This is a genomic window from Streptomyces echinatus, from assembly GCF_014203595.1.
Taxonomy (GTDB): domain Bacteria; phylum Actinomycetota; class Actinomycetes; order Streptomycetales; family Streptomycetaceae; genus Streptomyces; species Streptomyces echinatus.
The window spans coordinates 131493-153920 of record NZ_JACHJK010000016.1 but is presented as its reverse complement, the minus strand read 5'-3'; the positions used below and the strand labels follow the sequence as shown (position 1 = coordinate 153920).

24 protein-coding genes and 4 pseudogenes are annotated in these 22428 nt (G+C 71.4%); 17 read left to right on the top strand and 11 right to left on the bottom strand.

Features of this window, described 5'->3' with window-relative positions:
• Positions 1-21: 21 nt before the first annotated feature.
• The 3 genes from FHS34_RS34585 to FHS34_RS34575 form a co-directional block, all read right to left on the bottom strand.
• Positions 22-1125: a glycerophosphodiester phosphodiesterase family protein gene (locus FHS34_RS34585; RefSeq protein ID WP_184972914.1), complete on the bottom strand. Its 1104-nt coding sequence runs from the start codon at positions 1123-1125 to the stop codon at positions 22-24.
• A 46-nt stretch (positions 1126-1171) separates the two neighbouring features.
• On the bottom strand, positions 1172-1930 hold the full coding sequence (locus FHS34_RS34580; protein WP_184972912.1) for an NPP1 family protein: 759 nt from the start codon (positions 1928-1930) through the stop codon (positions 1172-1174).
• Between the two features lie 276 nt (positions 1931-2206).
• A complete protein-coding gene (locus tag FHS34_RS34575; RefSeq protein ID WP_184972910.1) occupies positions 2207-3352 on the bottom strand; it encodes a PP2C family protein-serine/threonine phosphatase in 1146 nt (381 codons plus the stop codon).
• Positions 3353-3634: 282 nt separating this feature from the next.
• On the opposite strand from FHS34_RS34575, the gene FHS34_RS34570 reads away from it, so the two are divergent.
• The 4 genes from FHS34_RS34570 (at position 3635) to FHS34_RS34555 (ending at position 6987) form a co-directional block, all read left to right on the top strand.
• The gene (locus tag FHS34_RS34570) at positions 3635-5185 is read left to right on the top strand and encodes an APC family permease (protein ID WP_184972908.1); all 1551 of its coding nucleotides are present in this window, start codon (positions 3635-3637) and stop codon (positions 5183-5185) included.
• A 100-nt stretch (positions 5186-5285) separates the two neighbouring features.
• The gene (locus tag FHS34_RS34565) at positions 5286-5984 is read left to right on the top strand and encodes a hypothetical protein (protein WP_184972906.1); all 699 of its coding nucleotides are present in this window, start codon (positions 5286-5288) and stop codon (positions 5982-5984) included.
• Positions 5981-6259 carry a BON domain-containing protein gene (locus FHS34_RS34560; protein ID WP_184972904.1) on the top strand — a complete coding sequence of 93 codons (279 nt, stop codon included), beginning with the start codon at positions 5981-5983 and terminating at the stop codon, positions 6257-6259. Before FHS34_RS34565 ends, FHS34_RS34560 begins: the two co-directional genes overlap by 4 nt.
• A complete protein-coding gene (locus FHS34_RS34555; protein WP_184972902.1) occupies positions 6256-6987 on the top strand; it encodes a metallophosphoesterase family protein in 732 nt (243 codons plus the stop codon). Before FHS34_RS34560 ends, FHS34_RS34555 begins: the two co-directional genes overlap by 4 nt.
• A gap of 16 nt (positions 6988-7003) precedes the next feature.
• Here the strand turns inward: FHS34_RS34555 and FHS34_RS34550 are convergent, their stop codons facing one another.
• Positions 7004-8251, bottom strand: coding sequence for an MFS transporter (locus FHS34_RS34550; RefSeq protein WP_245002515.1), 1248 nt, complete (start codon positions 8249-8251; stop codon positions 7004-7006).
• Positions 8252-8814: 563 nt separating this feature from the next.
• Complete coding sequence (locus FHS34_RS34545; protein ID WP_184972900.1) at positions 8815-9804, bottom strand: aldo/keto reductase; 990 nt, start codon at positions 9802-9804, stop codon at positions 8815-8817.
• Between the two features lie 505 nt (positions 9805-10309).
• Here FHS34_RS34545 and FHS34_RS34540 point away from each other — a divergent pair.
• Positions 10310-11155, top strand: coding sequence for a hypothetical protein (locus tag FHS34_RS34540; protein WP_184972898.1), 846 nt, complete (start codon positions 10310-10312; stop codon positions 11153-11155).
• 123 nt (positions 11156-11278) lie between these two features.
• Here FHS34_RS34540 and FHS34_RS34535 read toward each other — a convergent pair whose 3' ends face one another.
• The 3 genes and pseudogenes from FHS34_RS34535 to FHS34_RS34525 form a co-directional block, all read right to left on the bottom strand.
• Entirely contained in the window at positions 11279-12409 is a 1131-nt protein-coding gene (locus FHS34_RS34535; RefSeq protein ID WP_225817390.1) for a hypothetical protein, read from the bottom strand.
• Between the two features lie 144 nt (positions 12410-12553).
• Positions 12554-13273, bottom strand: coding sequence for a cysteine hydrolase family protein (locus FHS34_RS34530; RefSeq protein ID WP_184972896.1), 720 nt, complete (start codon positions 13271-13273; stop codon positions 12554-12556).
• A 305-nt stretch (positions 13274-13578) separates the two neighbouring features.
• A pseudogene (locus tag FHS34_RS34525) lies at positions 13579-13854 on the bottom strand (phenylalanine--tRNA ligase beta subunit-related protein); the annotation flags it as partial.
• On the opposite strand from FHS34_RS34525, the pseudogene FHS34_RS34520 reads away from it, so the two are divergent.
• The 5 genes and pseudogenes from FHS34_RS34520 to FHS34_RS34500 all read left to right on the top strand — a co-directional run.
• Positions 13851-14183 (top strand): annotated as a pseudogene (locus FHS34_RS34520) (cupin domain-containing protein); the annotation flags it as partial. The pseudogenes FHS34_RS34525 and FHS34_RS34520 overlap by 4 nt on opposite strands.
• A 194-nt stretch (positions 14184-14377) precedes the next feature.
• Positions 14378-14566: a hypothetical protein gene (locus FHS34_RS34515; RefSeq protein ID WP_184972894.1), complete on the top strand. Its 189-nt coding sequence runs from the start codon at positions 14378-14380 to the stop codon at positions 14564-14566.
• Positions 14559-15056 (top strand): annotated as a pseudogene (locus tag FHS34_RS34510) (RNA polymerase sigma factor); the annotation flags it as partial. The gene FHS34_RS34515 and the pseudogene FHS34_RS34510, both read left to right, overlap by 8 nt.
• Positions 15057-15287: 231 nt before the next feature.
• Positions 15288-15575, top strand: coding sequence for an Rv1322 family protein (locus tag FHS34_RS34505; RefSeq protein WP_372478559.1), 288 nt, complete (start codon positions 15288-15290; stop codon positions 15573-15575).
• A 162-nt stretch (positions 15576-15737) separates the two neighbouring features.
• Entirely contained in the window at positions 15738-16442 is a 705-nt protein-coding gene (locus tag FHS34_RS34500) for a DUF4097 family beta strand repeat-containing protein (protein WP_225817389.1), read from the top strand.
• 63 nt (positions 16443-16505) lie between these two features.
• Here FHS34_RS34500 and FHS34_RS34495 read toward each other — a convergent pair whose 3' ends face one another.
• Positions 16506-17039, bottom strand: coding sequence for a nucleotidyl transferase AbiEii/AbiGii toxin family protein (locus FHS34_RS34495; protein ID WP_225817388.1), 534 nt, complete (start codon positions 17037-17039; stop codon positions 16506-16508).
• A 57-nt stretch (positions 17040-17096) separates the two neighbouring features.
• Between FHS34_RS34495 and FHS34_RS43565 the strand changes: the two genes are divergently transcribed.
• From FHS34_RS43565 to FHS34_RS34485, 3 genes are all read left to right on the top strand, one after another.
• A complete protein-coding gene (locus FHS34_RS43565) occupies positions 17097-17231 on the top strand; it encodes a hypothetical protein (RefSeq protein ID WP_263978356.1) in 135 nt (44 codons plus the stop codon).
• A gap of 192 nt (positions 17232-17423) precedes the next feature.
• Positions 17424-17957 carry a hypothetical protein gene (locus FHS34_RS34490; RefSeq protein ID WP_184972890.1) on the top strand — a complete coding sequence of 178 codons (534 nt, stop codon included), beginning with the start codon at positions 17424-17426 and terminating at the stop codon, positions 17955-17957.
• 147 nt (positions 17958-18104) lie between these two features.
• Positions 18105-18899: a LamG domain-containing protein gene (locus tag FHS34_RS34485; RefSeq protein WP_184972888.1), complete on the top strand. Its 795-nt coding sequence runs from the start codon at positions 18105-18107 to the stop codon at positions 18897-18899.
• A gap of 66 nt (positions 18900-18965) precedes the next feature.
• On the opposite strand, the pseudogene FHS34_RS34480 reads toward FHS34_RS34485, so the two are convergent.
• Positions 18966-19202 (bottom strand): annotated as a pseudogene (locus FHS34_RS34480) (nuclear transport factor 2 family protein); the annotation flags it as partial.
• Between FHS34_RS34480 and FHS34_RS42885 the strand changes: the two are divergent.
• On the top strand, positions 19181-19951 hold the full coding sequence (locus FHS34_RS42885) for a cupin domain-containing protein (protein ID WP_225817387.1): 771 nt from the start codon (positions 19181-19183) through the stop codon (positions 19949-19951). The pseudogene FHS34_RS34480 and the gene FHS34_RS42885 sit on opposite strands and share 22 nt — an antisense overlap.
• A gap of 61 nt (positions 19952-20012) precedes the next feature.
• Here FHS34_RS42885 and FHS34_RS34465 read toward each other — a convergent pair whose 3' ends face one another.
• Positions 20013-20300 (bottom strand): type II toxin-antitoxin system Phd/YefM family antitoxin, encoded by a 288-nt coding sequence (locus FHS34_RS34465; RefSeq protein WP_184972886.1) that lies wholly within the window; start codon positions 20298-20300, stop codon positions 20013-20015.
• 116 nt (positions 20301-20416) lie between these two features.
• On the opposite strand from FHS34_RS34465, the gene FHS34_RS34460 reads away from it, so the two are divergent.
• The 3 genes from FHS34_RS34460 to FHS34_RS34450 all read left to right on the top strand — a co-directional run bounded on the left by FHS34_RS34460 (position 20417) and on the right by FHS34_RS34450 (position 22375).
• Positions 20417-21253: a thioesterase domain-containing protein gene (locus FHS34_RS34460; RefSeq protein ID WP_184972884.1), complete on the top strand. Its 837-nt coding sequence runs from the start codon at positions 20417-20419 to the stop codon at positions 21251-21253.
• Between the two features lie 95 nt (positions 21254-21348).
• Positions 21349-21996 carry an ATP-dependent Clp protease proteolytic subunit gene (locus FHS34_RS34455; protein ID WP_184972882.1) on the top strand — a complete coding sequence of 216 codons (648 nt, stop codon included), beginning with the start codon at positions 21349-21351 and terminating at the stop codon, positions 21994-21996.
• Positions 21997-22105: 109 nt separating this feature from the next.
• A complete protein-coding gene (locus tag FHS34_RS34450) occupies positions 22106-22375 on the top strand; it encodes a hypothetical protein (RefSeq protein ID WP_308288280.1) in 270 nt (89 codons plus the stop codon).
• Positions 22376-22428: the final 53 nt, after the last annotated feature.

Below are 22428 nucleotides of genomic sequence, written 5' to 3'. Positions count from 1 at the left end.
GGCTCACACCCGCCACGCGGGTCAGCCGCGGCCGTGCGGGTGATAGGGCCGCGGCAGCGGCATGCCGCGGCCGGCCATGATCCGGCGTACCCGGTCGGGGTAGTCGGTGATGATCCCGTCGACGCCCAGGTCCATCAGCGCCTCCAGGGTCGCCGGATCGTCACAGGTCCACGGGACCACCTTCAGTCCGCGGGCGTGCGCCTCCCCGACCATCGCCGCGTCGGCGTAGAACCGGAAGCCGGGGTCGCCGACCTTGCCGCTCTGCGGGAAACCGTAGTTGGGGGAGAGTGCCGTCACGCCGGGCAGGGTCGCGGCCGCCCGCACGAAGTCCCCGCCGTAGTCGTCCGCGTCGATCCCGCCCAGCCACGGGGACGCACCGGGCCGGCCGACCTCCAGGAAGTCGTAGTTCGTCAGCGCCACCAGCGGCCACTTCGGCGCCAGCCGGTGCATCACCCGCAGCGCGCCCCAGTCGAACGACTGGATGGTGACCTGCCGCTCGATGCCGGAGCGGTGGATCTCCTCGTACACCCGGCGGACGAACACCTCCTGCGGCGCGGTCTGTTCGGGGGCGCCCGCCTCCACCTTGGTCTCGACGTTCAGCTTCACGCCCCACGCGTGATAGCGCCTGACCAGGTTGAGCACGTCCTTGAGCTGCACCATCCGGAATCCCTCGACGACCTCCTGCTCCGGGAAGCCGGGCAGTTGCCGGTAGCCGCAGTCCAGCGTCCTGACCTGGGCCAGCGTCAGGTCCTTGAGGTACTTGCCGACATACGGGTACATCGGGTCGCCGGGGGTGACCGGCCCGGTGTCCCGGCACTTGACGCCGCTGATCTGCCGGTCGTGGTTGACGACCACCTTCAGGTCCTTGGTGATCTGGGTGTCCAGCTCCAGCGTGGACACTCCGAGCCGCATCGCCTTGCCGAATCCCTCCAGGGATTCCTCGGTCGTCAGGCCGAGGCCGCCGCGGTGCGCCTGGAGGTCGAAGCGGGCCTTCGCGTGCCCGCCCGGTGCCGCGTGCGCGGTCACCGGGGACAGCAGCGCCGGCAGCAGGGCCAGGCCGGCGAGCAGGCGCCGTACCGCCGGGCGTCCGGGCAGGTGTCGTACGGTCGGGTGTCGTGCGGACATCGGGTACCTCACTCGGGTCGGGAGGGGCGGCGCGTGTGCCCGCCGGTCAGGCGCCGGGATCGAAGGGGATGCCCGACGGCATGGAGTGCGCCAGGGCGTACTGGAAGTCGCCGTCCTTGATCTTGATGGTGGCCGCGCCGAAATCGGCGCTCAGCAGCTTGTCCCGGTAGCCCGCGGGATAGCCGTTCCAGCCCACCAGGCGCGGGTAGAACCAGCCGCCGGTGACGTTCTCCGGCGGCTCGTCGTTCGTGTTCGCGAAGCGGAAGCAGTGCGTGGAGGCGCCGTCCTTGTGGTACACGATCTTCGGGTGGGTGCCGTCGAAGCGCACCGCGGACCGGTTCGCCACCTGGTAGCCGGAGTGCTGGGACACCGAGACGTACTGGACCGTGTCGTCCTTGATCCACACCACGACGTGCTCCCAGTCGTGGGTGTGCCCGATGGCCGCGGGCCCCAGGGTGGCCTGGTCCTTCTCGAAGTAGCTGGCGTACATCACCGCGCACCAGCCGTTGTCGCACTTCTCGCGCGAGTAGGTGTTGGCGTTGGCGAGCTGGGCGGGGTCGTGGCAGTGGCCGTTGACGTCGCCGCCCAGCCTGAGGCCCGGGTTGATCGTTCCGTCGCCGCCGATGGCGGCCGTGGCGTAGCAGCCGTCACCGTCGTAGTCGTAGGCGGGGGAGAAGGTCTGCTCCAGGCCGTCGGCGTTCTGCGGCAGCAGCCGCAGGACGCTCGCACCGGCGGCGCCCGGCGCGGTGAGGACGAGGGTGAGCGCGCCGAGGGCGGCGGCGAGCGCGGAGGTCAAGTGACGCACGGGGGCTCCCTGTTGTCGAGGCGCCGCAGATTCTCGCAACGCCTCGGCAGGCCGGGCCACCCTCCGAACTGAACATTGCCGCAAAGCCGGCTGAACGTCGGTGCCGGTGCCGGTGCCGGTGCCGGCGCCGACGTCGGAGGCCGAGCGGGTGCGCGGGGTCTTCTCCGTGCCGGGGCGGCTCCCCCCGGGGAGCTTTCCCGTGCCGGGGTGGGGGCTGCCGTGCCCGTGGGAAGGCGGCTCTCCCGTGCCGGGGTGGCTCCCCGGCGCGGGGGCGGCTCACCCCTGCCGGATCGTGTCGGCGCGGACGTGGTGCCGACGGCGCTCGGTGGGAGTGCGGTGCAGCGCGATGAGCGCGGCGTCGTCGCCGAGCCGGCCGCCGGCGTGGGCGAGCAGATCGCGCCGCAGATGGTGCATCAGCGCCTCGGGGCTGTCGTCGGTCCACCGCGCCACCCGGTCGGTGAGCGGATAGAACCGGCCGCGCTCGTCCCGGGCCTCCACGACCCCGTCCGTGTACAGCAGCAGCGTGTCACCGGGCTCGAAGGAGAACACGTCCAGGGTGTGGTCGGTGCCGCTGTGGACCCCGAGCGGCGGCGACGGGTGCAGGCTCGGCACGGTGACGACATGGCCGGGGCTCAGCAGCAGCGGCGGCGGATGGCCGCAGCTGGTCATCCGGGTGACGGGGTCGCTGTCCGGGATCTCCACCAGCAGTGCGGTGGCGAACCGCTCGCCCTCCTCCTCGGGGGACTCCAGCTCGGCCGCGTAACGCGTGATGCTCTGGTCCAGCGCGGTGGCCAGGTCCGCCAGCGGGATGTGCCGGTGCGCGCTCTCCCGGAAGGCGCCGAGCAGCAGCGCCGCCTCACCGATGGCGGGCAGCCCCTTGCCGCGGACGTCACCGATCAGGACCCGTACGGCGCCGTCGCTGAGCGTCGTGGCGTACAGGTCCCCGCCGATCTGGGCCTCGTCCTCCGCGGCCAGGTACAGCGAGGCGATCCGCAGCGTGCCGATCTGCTCGGGCAGCGGCCACATCAGGACGTGCTGCGCGGCCTCGGCGACCGTGCGGACCTGCGCCAGCTGGGCCTGGCGGCGCTCGCGCAGCGCACTGTAGACGATCGTGAGCACCACCAGGACCGACAGGGTGATGATCTGCACGACGTGGTTCGTCGTGCCGATCCCGCCGTGATGGATACCGATGAAGATCTGCGCGACGACCGCCAGCGCGCCGACGCCGGCCGTGGTCCGGGGCCCGGCGAAGGAAGGCGTGAGCGCGGGTGCGATCACGAGGGCCGGCCCGAGGTGGATGTCGTTGGGGGTGCGCAGGTCCACCACCGTGATCACCACGATGAGCGCGACGGGAAACAGCAGCAGCGCGTGGGCCGACTGCCACGGCCGCCACCGGCCCGTGCGCCGGACCCGGGGTTCCATGCCTACCAGCGTGCGCCCGGGCAGGTGGAGCGGCCACTCACCGCCGGGCCCGCCCGGAAGCGGCGTACGTCACACGGAAGAATCAGAATCGGGCATTCCGGGTGGCTCTTCGATTCCCGGATACCGGACGGTGATCGTTTTGCCTTCATACAATGGATCGATTAGCGTAATCCTCCGTTCAAATACTGGTTGATATGACTGCATGGCCTGCGAAACTAAGGTTCTCGGTGAGGCGTTCTGTGGCACCCTCTACCGAAATCGCAGCATTTAGCGTCTTGTGTCATGACACAGACGGCGATGAGGCCGGACGCCCACGACACGGCATCCGGTGACGGAGTACGGGGCAAGGGCCTCGGCGGAAATTCCATCGGCCTGCTGGGCAGCGCGGTCATCGGCGTCTCCACCGTGGCCCCGGTCTACTGCCTCACCTCCACGCTCGGCTCCACCGCGGGCGAGGTCGGCCTGCACATGCCGGCCGTGTTCCTCGCCGGCTTCCTGCCGATGCTGCTGGTCGCCTTCGCCTACCGGGAACTCAACAAGGCCGTGCCCGACTGCGGCACCTCCTTCACCTGGACCGTCAAGGCGTTCGGCCCGCACGTCGGCTGGATGTGCGGCTGGGGCCTGGTCATCGCCACCGTGATCGTGCTGTCCAACCTCGCCGGGGTCGCCACCTCCTACTTCTGGCTCCTGGCGGGCGCGATCACCGGCAGCGGCGCGGTCGCGGACCTCGACGGCGACAAGGCCGTCCACATCCTGACCTGTCTCGGCCTGATCGCCGCGGCCACGGCCGTCAGCTACCGCGGCATGACCACGACGAAGGGCGTGCAGTACGCGCTGGTGGGACTCCAGCTCGTGGTGCTCGCCCTCTTCGTCGTCCTCGCCCTGCACCAGGCCCGTACCGGCTCCTTCCCCGGCCACGCCGACTTCTCCTGGTCCTGGCTGAACCCGTTCGCGGTGAAGTCCTTCGCGTCCTTCAGCGCCGGCCTCTCCCTGTCGATCTTCATGTACTGGGGCTGGGACACCTGCCTGACCGCCAACGAGGAGACCATCGGCAGCGAGAAGACACCCGGGCGCGCCGCCCTGATCGCGATGGTCGTCCTGGTCGGCTCCTACCTCACCACCGCCGTCGCCGCGCAGATGGCCGTCGGTTCCGGCACCGAGGGACTGGGCCTGGCCAACCCGGCGACCTCCGACAACGTCTTCGCCGCCCTGGCCGGCCCGGTCATGGGCCACGCCCTCGGCATCCTGCTCTTCGCCGCCGTCCTCGCCTCCGCCGCCGCCAGCCTGCAGACCACGTTCATCCCGGTCGCCCGCACGGTCCTCGCCATGTCGACGTACCGGGCGCTGCCCGCCTCCTACGCCCGCGTCCACGAGCGGTTCCGCACCCCCGGCCGGGCCACCGTCACCGCCGGCGCCGCCACCGGTGTCTTCTACGCCGTCATGTCACTCCTCAGCGAGCACGTCCTGGTCGACACGATCTACGCCCTCGGCCTGATGATCTGCTTCTACTACGCGCTCACCGCGTTCGCCTGCGCCCGGTTCTTCCGCCACGACCTCACCCGCTCCGCCCGCGACGCCCTCTTCAAGGGCCTCTTCCCGGTCCTCGGCGGCCTGCTGCTGACCGCCGTGTTCGGCAAGACGCTGTACGACATGGGGAACCCGGCATACGGCAGCGGCTCCGCCGTCCTCGGTGTCGGCTCCGTCTTCGTCATCGGCGTCGGCCTGCTGCTCCTCGGCCTGGTGATCATGCTGGTGACGCGGCGCCGCAGCCCGGCCTTCTTCCGCGGGCAGGTCCTCACCGCCGGAACCCCGGCGCTCGTCGTCGAGGACTGAGGCCCGCCGCGCGCTGTGTCGGTGGCAGCGCGCCGGGTACCCGTACTGCCCCGGGGCCGCTCCGGCCGCCCGGGGCCGAAGGGTGCCGAATGGAGAGGTCATGACGGAGAACGGGGAGGAAACCGCGCCCCTCCGGCGATCGGAGGTCACCGAACTCCGCCTCGCCTCGGACGGGCCCGGCCGGGGGGCGTGCGCGTGCGCGTCGTCCGCCGCGGATCCCACGGCACTGCCACAGGACCGCAGTCAGGCGATCCTGGAGGCCGCCAAGCAGATCGGTGCCATCCTCAAACGCGCCGGACACCCCTTCGCGCTCGCCGGGAGCGTGGCCGTCTACGCCCACGGCGGCAGCCGCTACCTCCAGCACGACGCCGACTTCGCCATCCTCCCCGACGACGCCGACGCGGTGGCCGGCACCCTGCGCGAGGCCGGCCTCGACGTGCGCGTCCCACCGGAGGACTGGCTGCTGAAGACCACCTGCCACGGGCAGAACGTCGACATCATCTTCGAGCTGGCGCACCAGCCCGTCACCCGGGACATGCTCGACCGGGCCCATGTCCTGCCGGTCGACTCGGTGCTCATGCCCGTACTGTGCCCGACCGACCTGATCCACAGCCTGATCAGCGCCTTCTCCGAGCACTACTGCGACTTCGGATCGGTCCTGCCGGTCGTCCGCGCCGTCCGCGAGAAGGTCGACTGGGACGTGGTACGCGCCGCCTGCGGCGACCAGCCCATGCCCGCCGCCTTCCTCTTCCTCCTCGAACGGCTGAACGTCATCGACGCCCGGAAGGGGCAGCCATGACCGACACCAGCCCACCGCCCCCGTCGGCGGAGGGGAACCTGGACTACCTCGTCGCCCACCTCGCCGACCACCTGGCCTCCTCGGATCTCGGGGAACTGGGCGTGCGGCTGGAGCTGCGCGGTGACGCGGTCCTGCTGACCGGCACGGTGCCGTCCACCCAGTGCCGGGACCACATCCTGCGCATGGCCCGAGAGGAACTGGCGGGGCATCCGGTCCACAGCGACCTGCTCATCGCCGGTACCTCCTCGCCCGACCACGGAGAGGACCTGACATGATCCGCGTCGCGGCCGTCGGGGACATCCACATGGGCCCCGAGAGCCAGGGCACGCTCCGCCCCTCTTTCGAGACCCTGCCCCGCTGCGCCGACGTCCTGCTGCTGGCCGGCGACCTCACCCGGCACGGAACACCGGAGGAGGCCGCGATCGTCGCCCGGGAGATCAAGGACCTCCAGGTGCCCGTCGTCGCCGTGCTCGGCAACCACGACCACCACGACGAACGTCCCGAGGAAGTCACAGCGATCCTCCGGGACGCGGGCGCACACGTCCTCGAAGGGCAGGCCGCCGTCGTCACCTCCGACGGCGCCCGGATCGGCGTCGCCGGCACCAAGGGCTTCGGCGGCGGCTTCGTGGGCCGCTGCGCCGGGGAGTTCGGCGAACCGCTCATGAAGGAGTTCGTCCGCTACACCCGCCGGTGCGCCGACGCGCTGCACGGAGCCCTGAAGGACCTGGAGGAGTCGGACTGCGACGTGCGGATCGCGCTGACCCACTTCTCGCCCGTCCCGGACACCCTGGCCGGGGAGCCGCTGGAGATCTATCCGTTCCTCGGCAGCTATCTGCTCGCGGAGGCCATCGACACCGGCGGCGCCGACCTCGCGGTGCACGGCCACGCCCACGCCGGCACCGAGCACGGCATGACCAGCGGGGGCGTCCGGGTGCGCAATGTCGCGCAGCCGGTGATCGGGCAGGCCTTCCACGTGTACCACCTGCCCGGCCGGTCCGGCTGACGCCGGACGGGGCCGCTCAGGCCGCCGTGCCCAGGGCCTCCCGGCCGGTCACGTCGCCGCACTTCGGGGCCGGCGTCAGGGCCACCGTGCCGCCGCGACGGCGCACCAGCAGGCCCGCGCCGATCGACCCGGCGATCAGCAGCCCGCCCGCGACCAGGGCGCCGCGCGCCCCGGCCCACTCCATGAGCAGACCCAGCAAGGGCGGCCCGCCGAGGCCCCACACCGTGCCGATGCTGGCCCACACCCCGAGCACCCGGCCGCGCAGATGCGGCGGCGGATCGGTCTGCAGCACGGCCGTACCGGCGGTGTCGGACACGGACTCCACGATCGCCATCGGCAGCACCAGCACCAGCAGCACGGCCAGCGACGGCGACAGTCCCGCGACGACCTGGAGCAGCGCGCCCGCCGCCGCCAGCAGGCCCACGGTCCGCACCGACGGCCTGCGCAGCCGGGCACCCAGGACCGCGCCGAGGATGCCGCCGACGGCCAGCACCGTGGAGACCGTGCCGAACGCCCCGGCGCCGCCGGCCAGCGGCCCGGTGACGAGGACGGCGAGGGTCAGGCCGTAGTTGCGGCCGAAGACGGAACTGATCCCGGTGATGCCCGCGAGGGCGACCAGCCGGGGCCTGCGCACGAAGAAGGTCAGGCCCTCCCGCACGGTCATCCCCGCACACGCCGGCGCCTTCCGGGGTTCGGCCGGCGGCTCCTGTGCGGCCCCGGGGGCCGGGCGCAGGAACGGCACCACCGACGCCACGAACAGGAACGACAGCCCGTTGGCGGCGTAGGCGGCGGAGGTGCCGAGGAAGGCGACGGTCATCCCGGCCAGGGCGGTGCCGGCCAGCCGGCCCGCGCTGTGCACCAGGGCGCCCACCCCGATCGCGGACGGCACGTCCGCCACGGGCACCAGATCGTTGCCGAGCAGGGCGCAGGCGGGCCCGTCGACGGTGGCGATGATGCCGGTCACGGCCGCCAGCACCATGAGCACCGTCAGGTCGATCCGGTCCAGCGCCACGAGCAGGGCCGTCGTGAAGGCCACCGCGCCGAGCAGGGCCTGGCTGACGGCGACCGTCAGCTTCCGGGGCCAGCGGTCCACGGCCGCGCCGCCGAGCAGGCTCACGAACAGCGCGGGCGCCGCCTGGACGGACATCGACAGACCGGTCGCCGCCGCCGAGCCCGTGATGTGCAGCACGAGCAGGTTCTGCACCGTGAGCTGCATCCAGGTACCGGCGTTGGAGACGAGGTTGGCCGCCGACCACCAGCGCATGCTCCGGTGGCGCAGGGACCGCCACGGCGAACGCGAGGCCGGGGCGGTGGGGGGCGTGGACGTGGGCAGGGCAGAGGAAGAGGCCACGGAGAGGTACTCGACAACCGAGAGGGGGAGTGACCGGCGGATCCCTTCGGTCCGGCTGCGCTGCACGGCCGGGCCGCCTGGTCAGGGCGAAGACCATCGTGGCAGACGGGTCGCCCCGACCACCGCCCAGACGTCCGCCGCCCCGCCCCGAAGCCCCGAACACACCTGGCCCACACGCCGGTTGACCGACGCGTGGGGTTCCTCACAGCCCCTCCCGGACAGTCCCGCCCCGGCCCTGTGAAGGGCCACCGCACGTGACCAACACCACGCCGGGAAACCCTGCAAAACGGACACCGAGGAACCACGCCCCAAGCCACGCCCACCGGCAGCCAGCCGCACCGGCCGGTATCAGAAGGGGGCCGACCGGATCGCCTCGAAAGGGGCGCGGGGAACTGCGCGACCGGCCACGACGCACCCGCGGACGCCCGCCGGCAACGCTCCGCACTCACGTCCCGCGACGGCCCGCCCAGCGACCGCTAGCGATTCACCGCCCGCATCCCCGCCTCGTCGTACCGCTCACCCGCCACCTCGGGCAGCTCCGCGTCGATGCGGGCCAGGTCCTCCTCGGTCAGCTCGATGCCGACCGCACCGGCGTTCTGCTCCAGGTAGCTGCGCCGCTTGGTTCCCGGGATCGGCACCAGGTCCTCGCCCTGCGCCAGCACCCAGGCGATGGCCAGCTGGGCCGGCGTGACGTCCTTCTCCGCCGCGATCTCCTTCACCTTCTCCGCCAGCCGCAGATTCGCCTTCAGGTTGGCTTCCGTGAAGCGCGGATTGTTGCGGCGGAAGTCGTTCTCGTCCAGCTCGTCGGGCGAGGTGAAGCGGCCCGCGAGGAACCCGCGGCCGAGCGGCGAGTACGGCACGAACCCGATGCCCAGCTCCCGGCAGGCCGGCAGCACCTCGGCCTCCACGTCCCGCGTCCACAGCGAGTACTCGCTCTGCACGGCGGTGACCGGGTGGACGGCGTGGGCACGCCGGATGGTCTCTGCGCTCGCCTCGCTCAGCCCGATGTACCGCACCTTGCCCTCGGCGACCAGCTCGCCCAGCGCGCCGACCGTCTCCTCGATGGGCACGTCCGGGTCGACACGGTGCTGGTAGTAGAGGTCGATGCGGTCGGTGCCCAGCCGCTCCAGCGACCCGTGCACCGAGCTGCGGACGTGCTCGGCCGAGCCGTCCTGGCGGCCGAGCGTGCTCATGTCGCCGGGCACGGCGTCGTCCATGCGGTAGTTGAACTTCGTCGCGATCACGTACTCGTCGCGGTGCCCGCGTATCGCCTCGCCGACCAGCGACTCGTTGGTGAGCGGGCCGTAGACCTGCGCGGTGTCGAGGAAGTCGATGCCGAGGTCGAGGGCGCGCCGGATGGTCGCGACGCCCTCCTCCTGGTCCGCGGTGCCGTAGAAGGCGGACATCCCCATGCATCCGAGGCCGATGGCCGATACCTGGAGGTCCCGCAGGCTGCGCTTCTGCATGGGAGGTCCTTTCGTGCACACTCGTTCGTCGTTCTCCCGGGCGCGAAGGCCTCCTTCCATCTAGCGACGGATTCCGGCGCCCGGCATCCCGTGGGAGAGGCCGGGCCCGGGGGCCTGCGCGCTGTCCGTGACGCTACGAGTTGGAGCGCACACGAAGTCAAGGCGCGCCCCGCCTCGCCTCGCCTCGGCCGCGCCTCGACGTTTGCCGAGGACGGCCCGGCCGGGGACGGAAACGCGAGGGCGCGGGTTGCCTGCATGACCTCCATTTTTCGCGCCACGCGCCTGTGGGTCTTCCCACACCCGCGGGGTGCGCCACGGAACTTGACCCCTGCCTGCCGGCTCGCTGAACTGTCCCTGACCAGGGTCGTGATCCGTACATCCGTACGATGGTGACGGAAAGAAACCGATGACGGACAAACGCCTCGCCCGGTCGGACCACCGGGAGCGAGGCCAGGGGGGAGAGGCGCATGACGGGGGAGCCGACGGTGATGGGCTGCCGCGTCGCATGACCCCTGACGGGCCCACCGCGCGCGTCCGCCCGCTTCCCGCGCGCCTCGCCCGGTTCACCTGGCGCACGCTGCGGGCCGAGTGGCACTCCATCGTCGTCGAACCGGTGCGGCGGCTCGCGCGTCGCGGACCGTCCGGGCTGCTGCTGGCGTTCGTCGCCGCGTTCGGCGTGATCCTCTTCCACGACATCGCCCAGCACCCCGCCGGAGAGGTGTGGGTGCGGCGGCTCGGCGGTGTCCAGGCCGACCTGCCGCTGTGGCTGTCCCTGCTGCGCACCCCCGTGTCGCTGTACGTCCCGGCACTCGACCTGCCGGTGTGGGGCGGCATCACCCAGCTCTTCCTCGCCTTCGCCCTCGCCGAACTGACCCTGGGCCGGGCCAGGACGCTGGCGGTCGCCTACGCCGCCACCCTGGCCGGCACCTTCACCGCCCGGCTGATGGTCGCGACGGGGCCCGGGCTGTGGGGGTTCGGACTGCCGCCCGAGGCCGGGCATGTGCTCGACACCGGTCCCTCCGCGGCCGTCGTGGGCCTGTTCACCTACCTCGCCGTGATCCGGCGCGCGCCCGTGCTGTTCACGCTGACCGGCGGCTCGATGGTGTGGGAGTCCTTCGCCGTTCCCAACCTGGCCGGCCGCGAGCATCTGATCGCCGTCGGCACGGCGATCGTCCTCGGGCTTCTGCACGGCCGAGGGGTGCGGCCGCGACGCACGACCGCAGGCTCCCCGCTGCCCCCGCGAGGGGCCCGGCCCGCCCTCGCGCTTCCGGCTCCCGCGTCCGCCCCGGCGATCCCCGACCGTCCCGGAGCCGACCAGCCCAAGGTTCCGGTGTCCTCACTGGAAAGCTGATCCGGCCCGGCGGAGTCGCCGCGACGCTCGCGCCAGGGGCGTGCCTCCGTGCGGTGCGCAGGCCGCCGCACCCCCTGACCCGCGAGGAGCCAGGGGGCGTCCGGTGATCGCGGCTGCGGCCGACTACACGGCTGCGGTGCGCCCGGTGACCGGGCAGGCCCCCGCGGCCGCCGCCGTGCCGAAGGCGGCCGTCCCGGCGGCGGGCGCCGTACCGCCGATCTGCTTCAGGATCTCGTCCGACAACAGGTCTTCCTTGCCCTTGAGGGCATCGGCGACTTCGAGGTCGGCGTTGAAGACCATCTCGGCGGCCACGTTGTCCTGGACGATGCGCGCCAGGTTGTCCAGGGCCACCGCGATCGGGTCCGAGGGGGTCTCCACGGTGGGCAGGTCGATCAGGTGGGTGGCCACCTTCGCCTGGTTCATGGTGCGGCGGATGATGATGGACGCCTGGTTCAGTTCGGACGTCGTCCAGATCGACAGCACCGTGACGTACAGGTCGCTCCACGCCTGCTCACCGATCAGCGTGCGCCACCGCTTCATCAGCCCCTCGATGCCGGTGATCTGCGCGGTGGCGGCGAAGGTCATGTTGACGCGGATGGACGGGTAGACGCTCGCCGCGAACCGGTTGTACGTCACCATGTCGAACGACTGCGCCTTGACGATCGCGTCGATGAACTTGACGGCCTCCGTGAGGATCTTGTCGCAGGAGGTGTACAGGTCGTCCGGGAGGTTCGCGGTGGGGAGCTTGGTGAGAGCCGAACCGAGCGTGGTCCGGTAGGTGTTCAGCGGAGTGATCCAGCCCTTGTCGCCCGGGGTCTTGAACGCGACCATGTCCAGGTCGTGCGGGTCGATGCGCTCCGCGTTGGGGATGTTGGGCACCTGGTCGCCGAGGTAGGCGGCGAGCACGGAGTAGATGCCCAGGGGAATGTGGGCGATGGACTTGGCCAGCTCGAAGTACTCGGGAACCGGGTCGACCGTCTCGACCCGCACCCCGTTGTTGATCAGGGTGAAACGCCCGCCGACGGCGTTGTTCTGAACGATGATGACCGGGCTGAGGTGTTTGACCAACTCGGCTTTGAGAGTCGCGTAGTTGGAGCGCATTCCGGCGTTGACGTTGCGTATCGCGTCCCGTGCCGCCTTCTCGTCGGTCGCGGCCGGTGCGGCCGACGCGCTGGTGGCCGCTTGTGTCTGTGTGAGGAAGGTGGCTGCCCCTGCTGCCGAAACGGTACCCAGAAATCCTCTACGAGTTGCCATGCCCCGTCTTTCCATGGTGAGTGATCGGTTTCTGCGGGGTGGGGGGAAAGATGTGGGGGGAGTTCAGGGTGGGGGGACAGGCGTGGGGGAGGCCCGGAAGTGGTTTCGATCGTGGGGAGAGCGCCGGCCGACCGGACGCCGTTCTCAGGTCAGGGACTTCTGCGACGGCACCACGACTCCGTAGAGGTCCTGGACCGTGGCGAGAGCGGCCTCGTGGACCTGCTTCGCGGGGATGCCGTTCGGGCTGCCCTTCAGCGGCAGCGGCCGGGTGGCCGAGGCGTCGGCGACCACGGTCGGCCGGTAACCGTTGAGGAAGGCGCCCTGTGCGGTGAACAGCACGCACATGTTGGTCATGAACCCGGCGACGATCACATTCTTGTGCCCGGCCTTCTTGACCTTCTCGGCGAGACCGGTGTCGTGGAACGCGTTCGGAACACTCTTCACGACGACCGGCTCACCCTTGACGGGTTTGAGCGCCGGGATGATCCGACCGGCCTTCGACTTGAGGTCGTAGCCCTTGTCGACGATGTGGATGACCGGGGTGCCCGCCTCGCGGGCCCGCTTCAGCAGGGCCTCGGCGTTGTCGACCGCGGGCTGCCAGCCGTCGAGTTCCATCACGCCGTCGGTGTAGGTGTTCTGGTAGTCGACGAGGATGAGCGTCGCGTCGGACAGCTCGGCCGGGGTCTCGTCGAGGCCGTTGAGCTGCCTCAGCGTCGTGGTGTCCTCGGCGACGTTCGCCCGGGCGACGGGCGCCGACGGCTCGCTCCCGGGTGCGGCGGCCTCGGAACCGCCGCCGCACCCGGCGACGGTGGCCGCGAGGACGGCTGCGGTGCACAGCGCGACGGCTGACCGCAGCGGCATCATCGTCGGCCGGGACCTTCCGGGGACGGCACGACGACCCCGTACGGGCTCGGCCGGCGTCTCGTCTAACGAATCGAGCTGACGCTGCGTCGTTCTGGGCATGGAGTACCACCTGTGAGGGGGGAGTTGGGGCCGGCACGCATCGGTCCGGTGACCTGCGCCTATGACGCTATGGCCAGGATCGTGCGTCGGCAATGTCATCCAACATGCAAAAAACGACATCGCCGTGATGACCCCGTCACCGTCCCCCGGCCGGTGCGCGGAGGATCCGGTACCCGACGAAGCGGCCCGGAGTGAACTTCTCGTCGCCCGTCCGCGTACCGGATCTCGATGTCCCCGGTGACGTGGTCGAGGTCGAAGGCGCCGGCGGGCAGGCCGTGCCGGACGGAGACGGCGTTGTACGAGTCGACGGCCGGGTTGATCCGCGGCAGTGCGCCCTTCTTGGTCATGCGCCGGCCGAGGGCGTCGACGCTGGGGCGGATGCGGCGGGGGTTGGTGCCGAAGGAGCGGTAGGCGGTGTACCAGGCCTCGATGCGCGGGTCGTTCTCGCCGGCGGGCTCCCAGGTGCCGTCGGTGAGCCGCCGTCATGCCCCTGTGGAAGGGAGAGCACGGCGGCGAGGCCCGGCTCATGCTGACCACCACGGGCCCGGCGCCCACCGAGGTCCGGCGCTGGACGCTGGAGCCCGGCGAGGAGTACCCCAGCCACCCCCACCAGGCCGACGTCGTCGAGACCGTCAGCGTCACCGCCGGCCGGATGACCCTCGTCGTCGACGGCACCGAGTACCCCGTCGGGGCCGGACAGACCGCCGCCTTCCGCGGCGACGTCACCCACACCTACCGCGGCGCGGGCGACGACACCTGCCACCTGATCATGACCGTCCACCTGCCCCCCGGCCCCACCACCACGACCTGACCCGGCAGCTCCCGCCGTGTCCGGCACCCAAGCGGCTCCGGATCAGGCGGGCCCGGGCCGGTCCCGCACGGGCCCTCGGCAGAAAATCTTGGTCGTCGTGTCAAGAATCCGGGGGCCGGGCGGCTGTGGGGGGTGTGTACGGCCGCCGCTTCACGGTGAGGCGCTCGAAGGCCGCAGACCGGGGGGTGAATTCGGTGGAGACGACCAGCCTGGGCGTCGCCGTGTATCTGGTGCTCTTGTTCGCGCCGGGACTGACCAGCGTGCTGGAAAGCATCGCGTACCGCTTCCGAGCGGCCGGGAAGGCCGAACTCGTACGGGCCGAGCGGGAACGGGACGGCCGTAAGCTCAGCGCACGCGAGGGGAGGCAGGAGCGGCATGGATGAACAGCGCAGGGCCCGGCGTGCCGAGGCGCTCGCGGCCCTGGTCACCGAGCGGCGCGGGCAGATGGTCGGCTTCGCCCGCAAGCGGCTGTGCGACTCGGGGGTCCCACGGTCGTGGGCGGATCCCGAGGACGTCGTGCACAACGCCCTCACGAGCGTGCTGGCCTGCCCCGGGCCGATCGAGCGGCTGCGCCCGTACCTCTTCACGGCCATCAAGAACGAGGTCCGGCACGCGCAGCGGCGTTACCTCGGCGGCCAGGGCTACGCGTCCTTGGACGCGGACGTACGGCTGGAGACGGCCGCCGGCACCGCCGACCCGTGCGCCGCGGCCGATCTGCGCCTGGACCTCGGCGCGGCGCTCACCGCCCTGCCGCCCCGGCAGCGCACGTCAGTGTGGTGCAACAAGGCGCTGGGACTGACCCAGGCGGAGACGGCCGAGGTGATGGGCGCGGCGCCGGGCACCGTCGCCACCCACGTCTCCCGCGCGGTCGTCGCCCTGCGGGTGACTCTCGGAACCCTTCTGGGGGTGGTGCTCGCCGCCTTCACCGCGCAGTGGGCACGGACCGGCACACTGCCCGTCGACCCCGCGGCGGGCGGTGATCCGGCGGCGCGGATGGGGCATTGGCTGGCGCGCTGGGGGTGGCCGCAGGCAGTCGTGGCGGTTCTGCTGGTCGTATCGCTGACCTGGGCGGCCTCCACGTCCCTGTACCCATGGTGTGTGCGCATGCTGCGCCGGCTCCGCGGCGGACGGTCTCCCGAGGAGTCGTCGGGCGTCTGGCGGGGCGAGGACTGGGCCGTGCGGCAGGTGGCGGGCGCCGGGGGCAAGGCGTACCGCTGCCCCGGCTGTGAACAGACGATCCCCTCCGGCGTCCCGCATGTGGTGGCATGGCGTGAGCACCAGGGTGCGCAGGAGCGGCGGCACTGGCACCGCGCGTGCTGGAACGCACGGGATCGCGGCAGGGCGCGGGTGAAGCGGTCACGGGCCACCACGGCGGCGGAGGGCCGGAGCTGAGCCGGCTTCCTCGCAAGGGGGCGGCCCGGTCCGGGAATTGGGGGGTTTTCCCCCGTGGGGGCCGGAGTGCGGCTGCGTAGGATCGTGGTGACTGATCACCGTTCGACTCGCTCCACACGGGGGATTTCCATGCGACGCCCACTGACGCGCACTCTGACCGGAGTGGCTCTGGCCGCTCTCACCGTCGGCGGGCTGTCCGCGTGCTCAGCCCTCAGCCAGAAGACCTTCGAGGACGATGCCGAGGTGTCTCGGAAAGTCACCTCGATCCGACTCGACAACGAGAACGGGGGCGTGAAGGTGGACGCTTCGGCCGACGCCTCCACGATCTCCGTGCACCGCAGGGTCAACTATCGCGGTGACAAGCCGAGTGGCACGTCCTTCCACGTCACCGACGGTGTCCTGACGCTCTCCGGCTGCGGAGAGGACTGCGGCGTCGACTACATCGTGAAAGTGCCTGCCGGCCTCCCGGTGACGGGGGGCACGTCCGACGGCGCTCTCGCGCTGACCGGTGTCGGCGTGGTCGACGTGCACACGAGCAACGGCGAGATCGCGGTGACCGACGCGACGGGCCCGGTGAAGCTGCGCACGTCCAACGGTGCCGTCGACGTGAAGGGTGTCAAGGGCGGAGGCATCGACACGCAGACATCGAACGGCGAGGTGACGATCCGGACGGCCGTCCCGCAGAACATCAGGGCCCGCACGACCAACGGCGGCCTCACGGTCACGGCCCCGCCCGCCGGCTACCGCGTTTCGGCGAACAATTCCCATGGCGACAAGCACGTGGCGTTCGAGAACGACCCGTCAGGCAGGTTCCGCCTGGATCTGTCGACGACGAACGGCGACTTGACCGTGAAGCCGGCCGCCTGAACGCAGGGGCCCAGGGCCGCGTGCGGGCGGTCGCACCCCGAACGGGAAGCGGTGTGAGCCGGATCAGCCGGCGACGCCATCGAACGTCGGGGTCACGGCCCGCACCAGCCGTTCGGCGTACTCCCGCTCGGCGTCCGCGAACCGCGGGTACTCGGTGACGAAGTGGTCCCACCCCCCCCATACCCGACCGCCTGCGCCACGTCTTCGAGCAGGATTCTCTCGCGGTGGGGGTACGGCCACTCGCCCGACAGCCGGAACACCTCGTGCAGCAGCTCGTAGCATGCGGCGGCCCGGGACCCGGTCGTAGGTCCAGATGTCCTCGACCACCGCGCCCCGCGCCGAGATCCCGATCTCGCCTCCCCGCGCGTCGGCCGGCGCCTGCGCCGCGGTGGCGATCCCGCGCAGCATCCCGTCCGTGCGGCCGTCGTCGATCCGCCAGGTGGGGGGTACGACGACGAAGTCCAGGTCACCCGGCTCGCGAGCGGCGTCGCCGAGCCACACCGACATCAGCACGCCGCCCCGCAGTACCAGCGCGTCCACCCACCGTGACGCGGCGATCGCGTCCAGCACGAGGTGCAGGGCCCGGCGCCGGGCCACCCGCCAGGCCTCGCCCCGCGCGGGGTCACCGGACAGCGGGGATCGTGGCTGAGGCGGTTGGACCAGGCACCTGAAGAGGACCGGCGGGAACTGATCCGCCTCTTCCGGGAGGCCGCCCGCGAGGAGACCGGACCCGAGCACCAGGCGTTCGCCTCAGGGTTTCCGGAGGCATCGGTGTACGAGGGCGGGTGAGCGACGGTGACTGACCGGCAGATCCGGCCGTCGACTGACAAGTGCGCTGCGTCGGCAGCGGGTTGAACGATCTGCTCCGCCGACCTGTCGGCGTGTCGATCTGTCGATCTGTCGTCGACCGCCGCTGCGGCGGCCCGGTTCCGCAGCCGGAGCCGCGCAGCGGCTGTCAGTCCTCGTTCATAGGATCACCGCATGTCTGATGCCTTCACCGTCCTGTGGACCCAGGACACGTGCCGAGCGCTGCGCAGAGCGGGGCGCGTGGGCGAGCGGCCGCCGGTCGCGTTCTCCGGCGTGCACACGTCCCTGCCAGCCTGGTCCTGCGCCCGTGCCGGTGACGAGGTGTACGCACTGCACGTCAACCGCTGCGAGGTGTTCGTCGTCTCCAGGATGCGAGTGATCGACATGGAACGAGCCGACTGCTGCGGCACCGCCCCGGCGACCTGGCAGGCCCCGTCGTTCCCCGGACACGGTGACTGGTCGATGCTCGGTGCCGGCGGCTGCGGAGCGAGCGCGGTGCACGTGGACGCCACCCCCGTGCGCTTCGACACCCGGATACCCGGTGACCTGCTGGCGACGCTCACCTGGCGCAACCGCCGGGGCCGGACCCGCAACCTGAAGTACGTGGTGGACGGCCGCCTGGAGCACTCGGTCAGCCTGCAGGGCTTCTACCGGCTGGCTCCCGACTCCGCGGACGCACTGGCCCGACTCGCCGAAAGCGCCCCGTAGCCGCCGCGCCCGCCCACCCGTTCTCCGACCCCCGTTCCGTGTCCGGCACGGGCCCGCGAAGCGGCACCGTTCACCCGGACGGATCAATCTGGCCGCCCCGAGCGCACCCTGGCGCATGACCGGGCCGCCACCGGTGAGGAATCGGACATGAACGAACCGACATCGCGGGGCCCGCTGCCGGCCCCTCGCGACCCACCGCCGTCCGACCTCGTGTTCACCGCCGACTTCTCCTCCACGGCACAGTGGGTCGCAGGCCGCTCCTGGGCCTATCCGGGAGGCGGCCCGGTCAATCCGGGCGACGACAAACTGGACCACCTCGTACGCGACGCGGACTACAGCCGGTCGGGCGTCTTCCGCGCCACACGCCGGACGGACGGAAGGTGGGACACCGGACTGCTGACCACCGAGGGCAGCGAGGAGGACTTCACCGTCCAGACCGGGGACGTCCTGGAGACCCGCGTACGGCTGCCCCGGGAGATCGGCGCCTGGCCCGCCATCTGGACCTGGCGCGACGGCGACCAGGAGATCGACGTCTTCGAATACCACCCGGACAACGAGGACGTGCTGGAGTTCACCAACCACGTGTACGGCGCCAACCGGTACCTGCACTCCGACGCCGTCCGGCCGGGCGCCTGGGTGGACCTGCGCACCGAGTTCGGGGCCCGTTCGGTGGTGTGGTGGCTCAACGGCAAGCGGGTCTTCGCGGACGGGCGGGGCGTGGGCCCCTTCTGGTACGCCTACCTGATCGTCAACCTCTCCGTCTGCGCCGGGCGTTACCATCCGCGGCCGTCTCCCGGGACGACCGAGATGACCTTCGAGGTGAGCAGCCTGGTCGTGCGGCGCCCGCGCGCGAGCGGCACACCGCACCGGAAGACGGCCGCCCACAGCCCCGGCGCGGCGTCCGCGGAAGGAGGCGGGGAGCCACTGCCGACGGGCTCCTAGGACGATCAGAGGACAATTCAGACGCCGTCCCGCCGCGTGGCCTTCCTCGGCGGCGAGCGCCCCGCAGGAGTGCCGGTGACAGGCCTTGTCGGCGATGCGCCATGCGCCGTCGGCGCGGACCAGCAGGAAGAGGTCGGTGAACGTGTCCGCGCCGTGCGCGAGCGTCATGGCCGCGGTCGCGACGGTGCCGTGGACATCGACCGCGTCGATGCGGCGGGAGCGAGCCGGTTCGTCCGGGGCCGGCCGGCCCCGGAAGAGGGCGCAGTGGTCGTCCAGGCGCCATGAGACGAAGCGTCCGCATCGATCTCACCGCGGCCGATCTGCTCGGCAAGCCGGCCCTGGTCGCGACCGGACACGCCATCGCGCTGATCCCCGGCCCGCTGTCGGGCGCGCTGCGGACCGACGTCACGACCGTCGGGCTCGTCGATCCCCCGACCGGGGCATCTGCACGATCACGCCACCCCGCGCCGCCCACCCCTGCGCGGCGCCCCTGTTCGAGCAACTCACCATCGCCTTCGTCTCGGTCGGTCCGGCCCGTCCGCGCTGATGGCCGAGCCGCATCCCACCCCGGCCGGACCGATGAGACCAGGCACGGCCGTACCGCCGCGGAGGAGGCCGAGCGGGTCCCGCTTCCTCACGGCGGCGGCTTCGTTCTGCTGGCGGACGGGTCGGACACCGGCGGGGCGCTCGGGGCGAACCGCCTCGCCCTCGGCCGGGGTACGACCGGGGCCCGAACCCACTACCACGCACGGTCGGCCGAACTGTTCCACGTGCTGGACGGGACCATGTGGTTCACCGTGGCGGGCACCACGACGACAATCGCCGCCGGCGGTCTGGTCTGCGTCCCGCCGGGCACCCCGCACTCCTTCGGGGCGGCCGCCGACTCCACCGCGGACCTGCTCGCGATCCTGACCCCGGGTGTCGACCGCTTCGACTACTTCCGGGCGCTCGGGCGCGTCCGGTCCGGGCGGGAGCCCTTCGACCGCCTGCTGCCGGAACAGGACCGCTACGACGTCCACTTCCTCCCGGAGCCCGGGCCCACCGCCGAATGAGGCCGCCGGTCCGGCACCGCTCCTCGTCCAGCGGGTGCCGGGCCCGCAAAGGGTCAGTGGGTCAGTGGGTCCGGTAGGGCTCCGACGGGCCCCCGAACCCGGCGACCAGGCCGAAGCGGTTCGGTTCACCCTGGGAGGGCAGGCCGTCCATCACGACGGAGACCGTGCCGATCACCTCGTCCTGCTCCTGCTTGGCGGACTCCAGCCGCTCCAGATCGGCGGCGGACACAAGAGCGACGAGCGGCTTGCCGTGGCGGGTGAGGACGACGTGCTCGCCGCCGTAGACCACGCGGTTGATCAGCTCCGCCAGCTCGGAACGGGCTTGCGTCACGGGAATCTCATGGGCCATGAGCGCATCCTACATTCTGTACGTCCTGTACATTTCTGCTAGGCTGCTGCCGCCGGGACGATCACTCGACGCCATGTCGGCCGGCTGTGCACGTGAACCACCGAAAGGGAGCTGGAGTGCGGGGGAACCACCTGGTCCGTCTGAGAGAGTCCACCGGGCCGAACGCGCTGGTGCTCATCCATCCCGCGAGCGGGTCGGCCGCCTCGTACCGTGCCCTGGAGCCGCACCTCGGCGGGGACTTCTCCGTCTACGCCTTCCAGGCCACCGGTGTCGACGCCGGCCGCCCGCGGTCGATCGAAGGGATCGCGCAGGCGTACCTGGCGGAGTTCCAGGCCGCCGCCCCCGACGCGACGCCGATCTACGTCGGGTGGTCCTTCAGCGGCCCGGTCGTCGTGGAGATGGCCCGCCTCGGCGAGGAGCAGGGGCGGGGACCGGCAGGCGTCATCCTCCTGGACAGCGCGCCCCCGGAGGCCCTGCGCGGCCGGACGGCCGACCACGCCGCGGAGATCGGCGGACTCCTCGGGCTCGACCTGTCCGCGACCGACGCCCGGTCGGTCGACGAACTGCTCGACGAAGCCGCCGAGTTGATCGCCGTGGCCAGCGACACCCCGGGACTGACGGGTGCGGACCTGCGCCCCTTCTGGGACGTGTACGTCTGGCATCAGGGGATCTTCGACGACGGCTGGCAGGCCCGCCCGTGCGCCGCACCGCTGCTCATGGTCCGGGCGCAGGACGAGACCGGCTGGAACGCGGAGCCCGAGTGCCTGGGATGGTCCGCGCTCGTGGGCCGCGCCGTACCCGTCGTGCGGGCTCCCGGAACGCACTACACGTTGATGGACGAACACCGGCTCCCCGGGATCGCCCGCATCGTCGACCGTGCGATCGAGGAGTGGGCGGCAGCGCCCCACCCGGCCCGGGAACGCGTCGTGCGGCCGTCGCCCGTCAGTTCGTGAGAGTGCCCGGCAGGCACACCGTCAGGTCGTCACCCACCCAGGCAAAGCCCCTTCGTCCGGCCCGTCCGGCGTTTACAGCCCATCTGGAGAAATACGTGAGCCTTCACTTTCCCGCCCGTCCCGCCGCCCAGCTTCCCGGTGCCGAGGGGCGGTATGTGATTCCGCGTTTCGTCGAGAAGAGTGCGAACGGAGTCCGTGAATACGACCCCTACGCCAAACTCTTCGAAGAGCGCATCATCTTCCTCGGTGTGCAGCTCGACGATGCCTCGGCGAACGACATCATGGCCCAGCTGGTGTGCCTGGAGTCGATGGACCCGGACCGCGACATCTCCATTTACATCAACAGCCCGGGTGGTTCTTTCACGGCGCTGACGGCCATTTACGACACCATGCAGTACGTGAAGCCGGACATCCAGACGGTGTGCCTGGGGCAGGCCGCTTCGGGTGCCGCCCTGCTGATGGCGGCCGGCACTCCCGGCAAGCGGATGGCCCTGCCCAACGCGCGGGTTCTGATCCACCAGCCGTACACCGAAACGGGTCGCGGCCAGATCTCCGACCTGGAGATCCAGGCGAACGAGTTCATGCGTATCAGGCAGCAGATGGAGGAGATGCTCGCCAGGCACTCGTCCACACCGATCGAGAAGATCCGCGAGGACATCGAGCGGGACAAGATCCTCACCGCCCAGCAGGCTCTGGAGTACGGGATCGTGGACCAGGTCATCACCCCCCGCTCCAGCCATTGAGGTGCCCGGGCCCGGCGGCCGACGCAGTCGACGAACGCAAGGCGGTGGTTAGTCCGTGATGTCCCCGGAAGGGCCTCGCGTCCCGGCCCTCACCGAGGCGGAGAGCCAGGTGGTGGACGCCTACATGGCCGTGCTGAAGCGCCTGAGCGGTGTCAACCCCGCGCAGACGACCGGCACCTATTCGGCGCTCCGGGCGGCGCAGGCGCTCGTGTCCGACGCACGGGCACTGCGTGATGCTCTTTCTCTCATGTTCGAACGCCACGAGAAGGAGATCCACATCCGCACCATGGCCAAGGCGCTGGAATGCCTCGAAGGCGACCGCATCCTGCCCCGTCTCGGGCCCCCCACGCACGACAAGCCCCCGAACGCCTCTTCCTGACCCGGCGACCCGCCGGCGGCGACCGCGCCGGTCCGCCCGCCCGGCACGCCTTG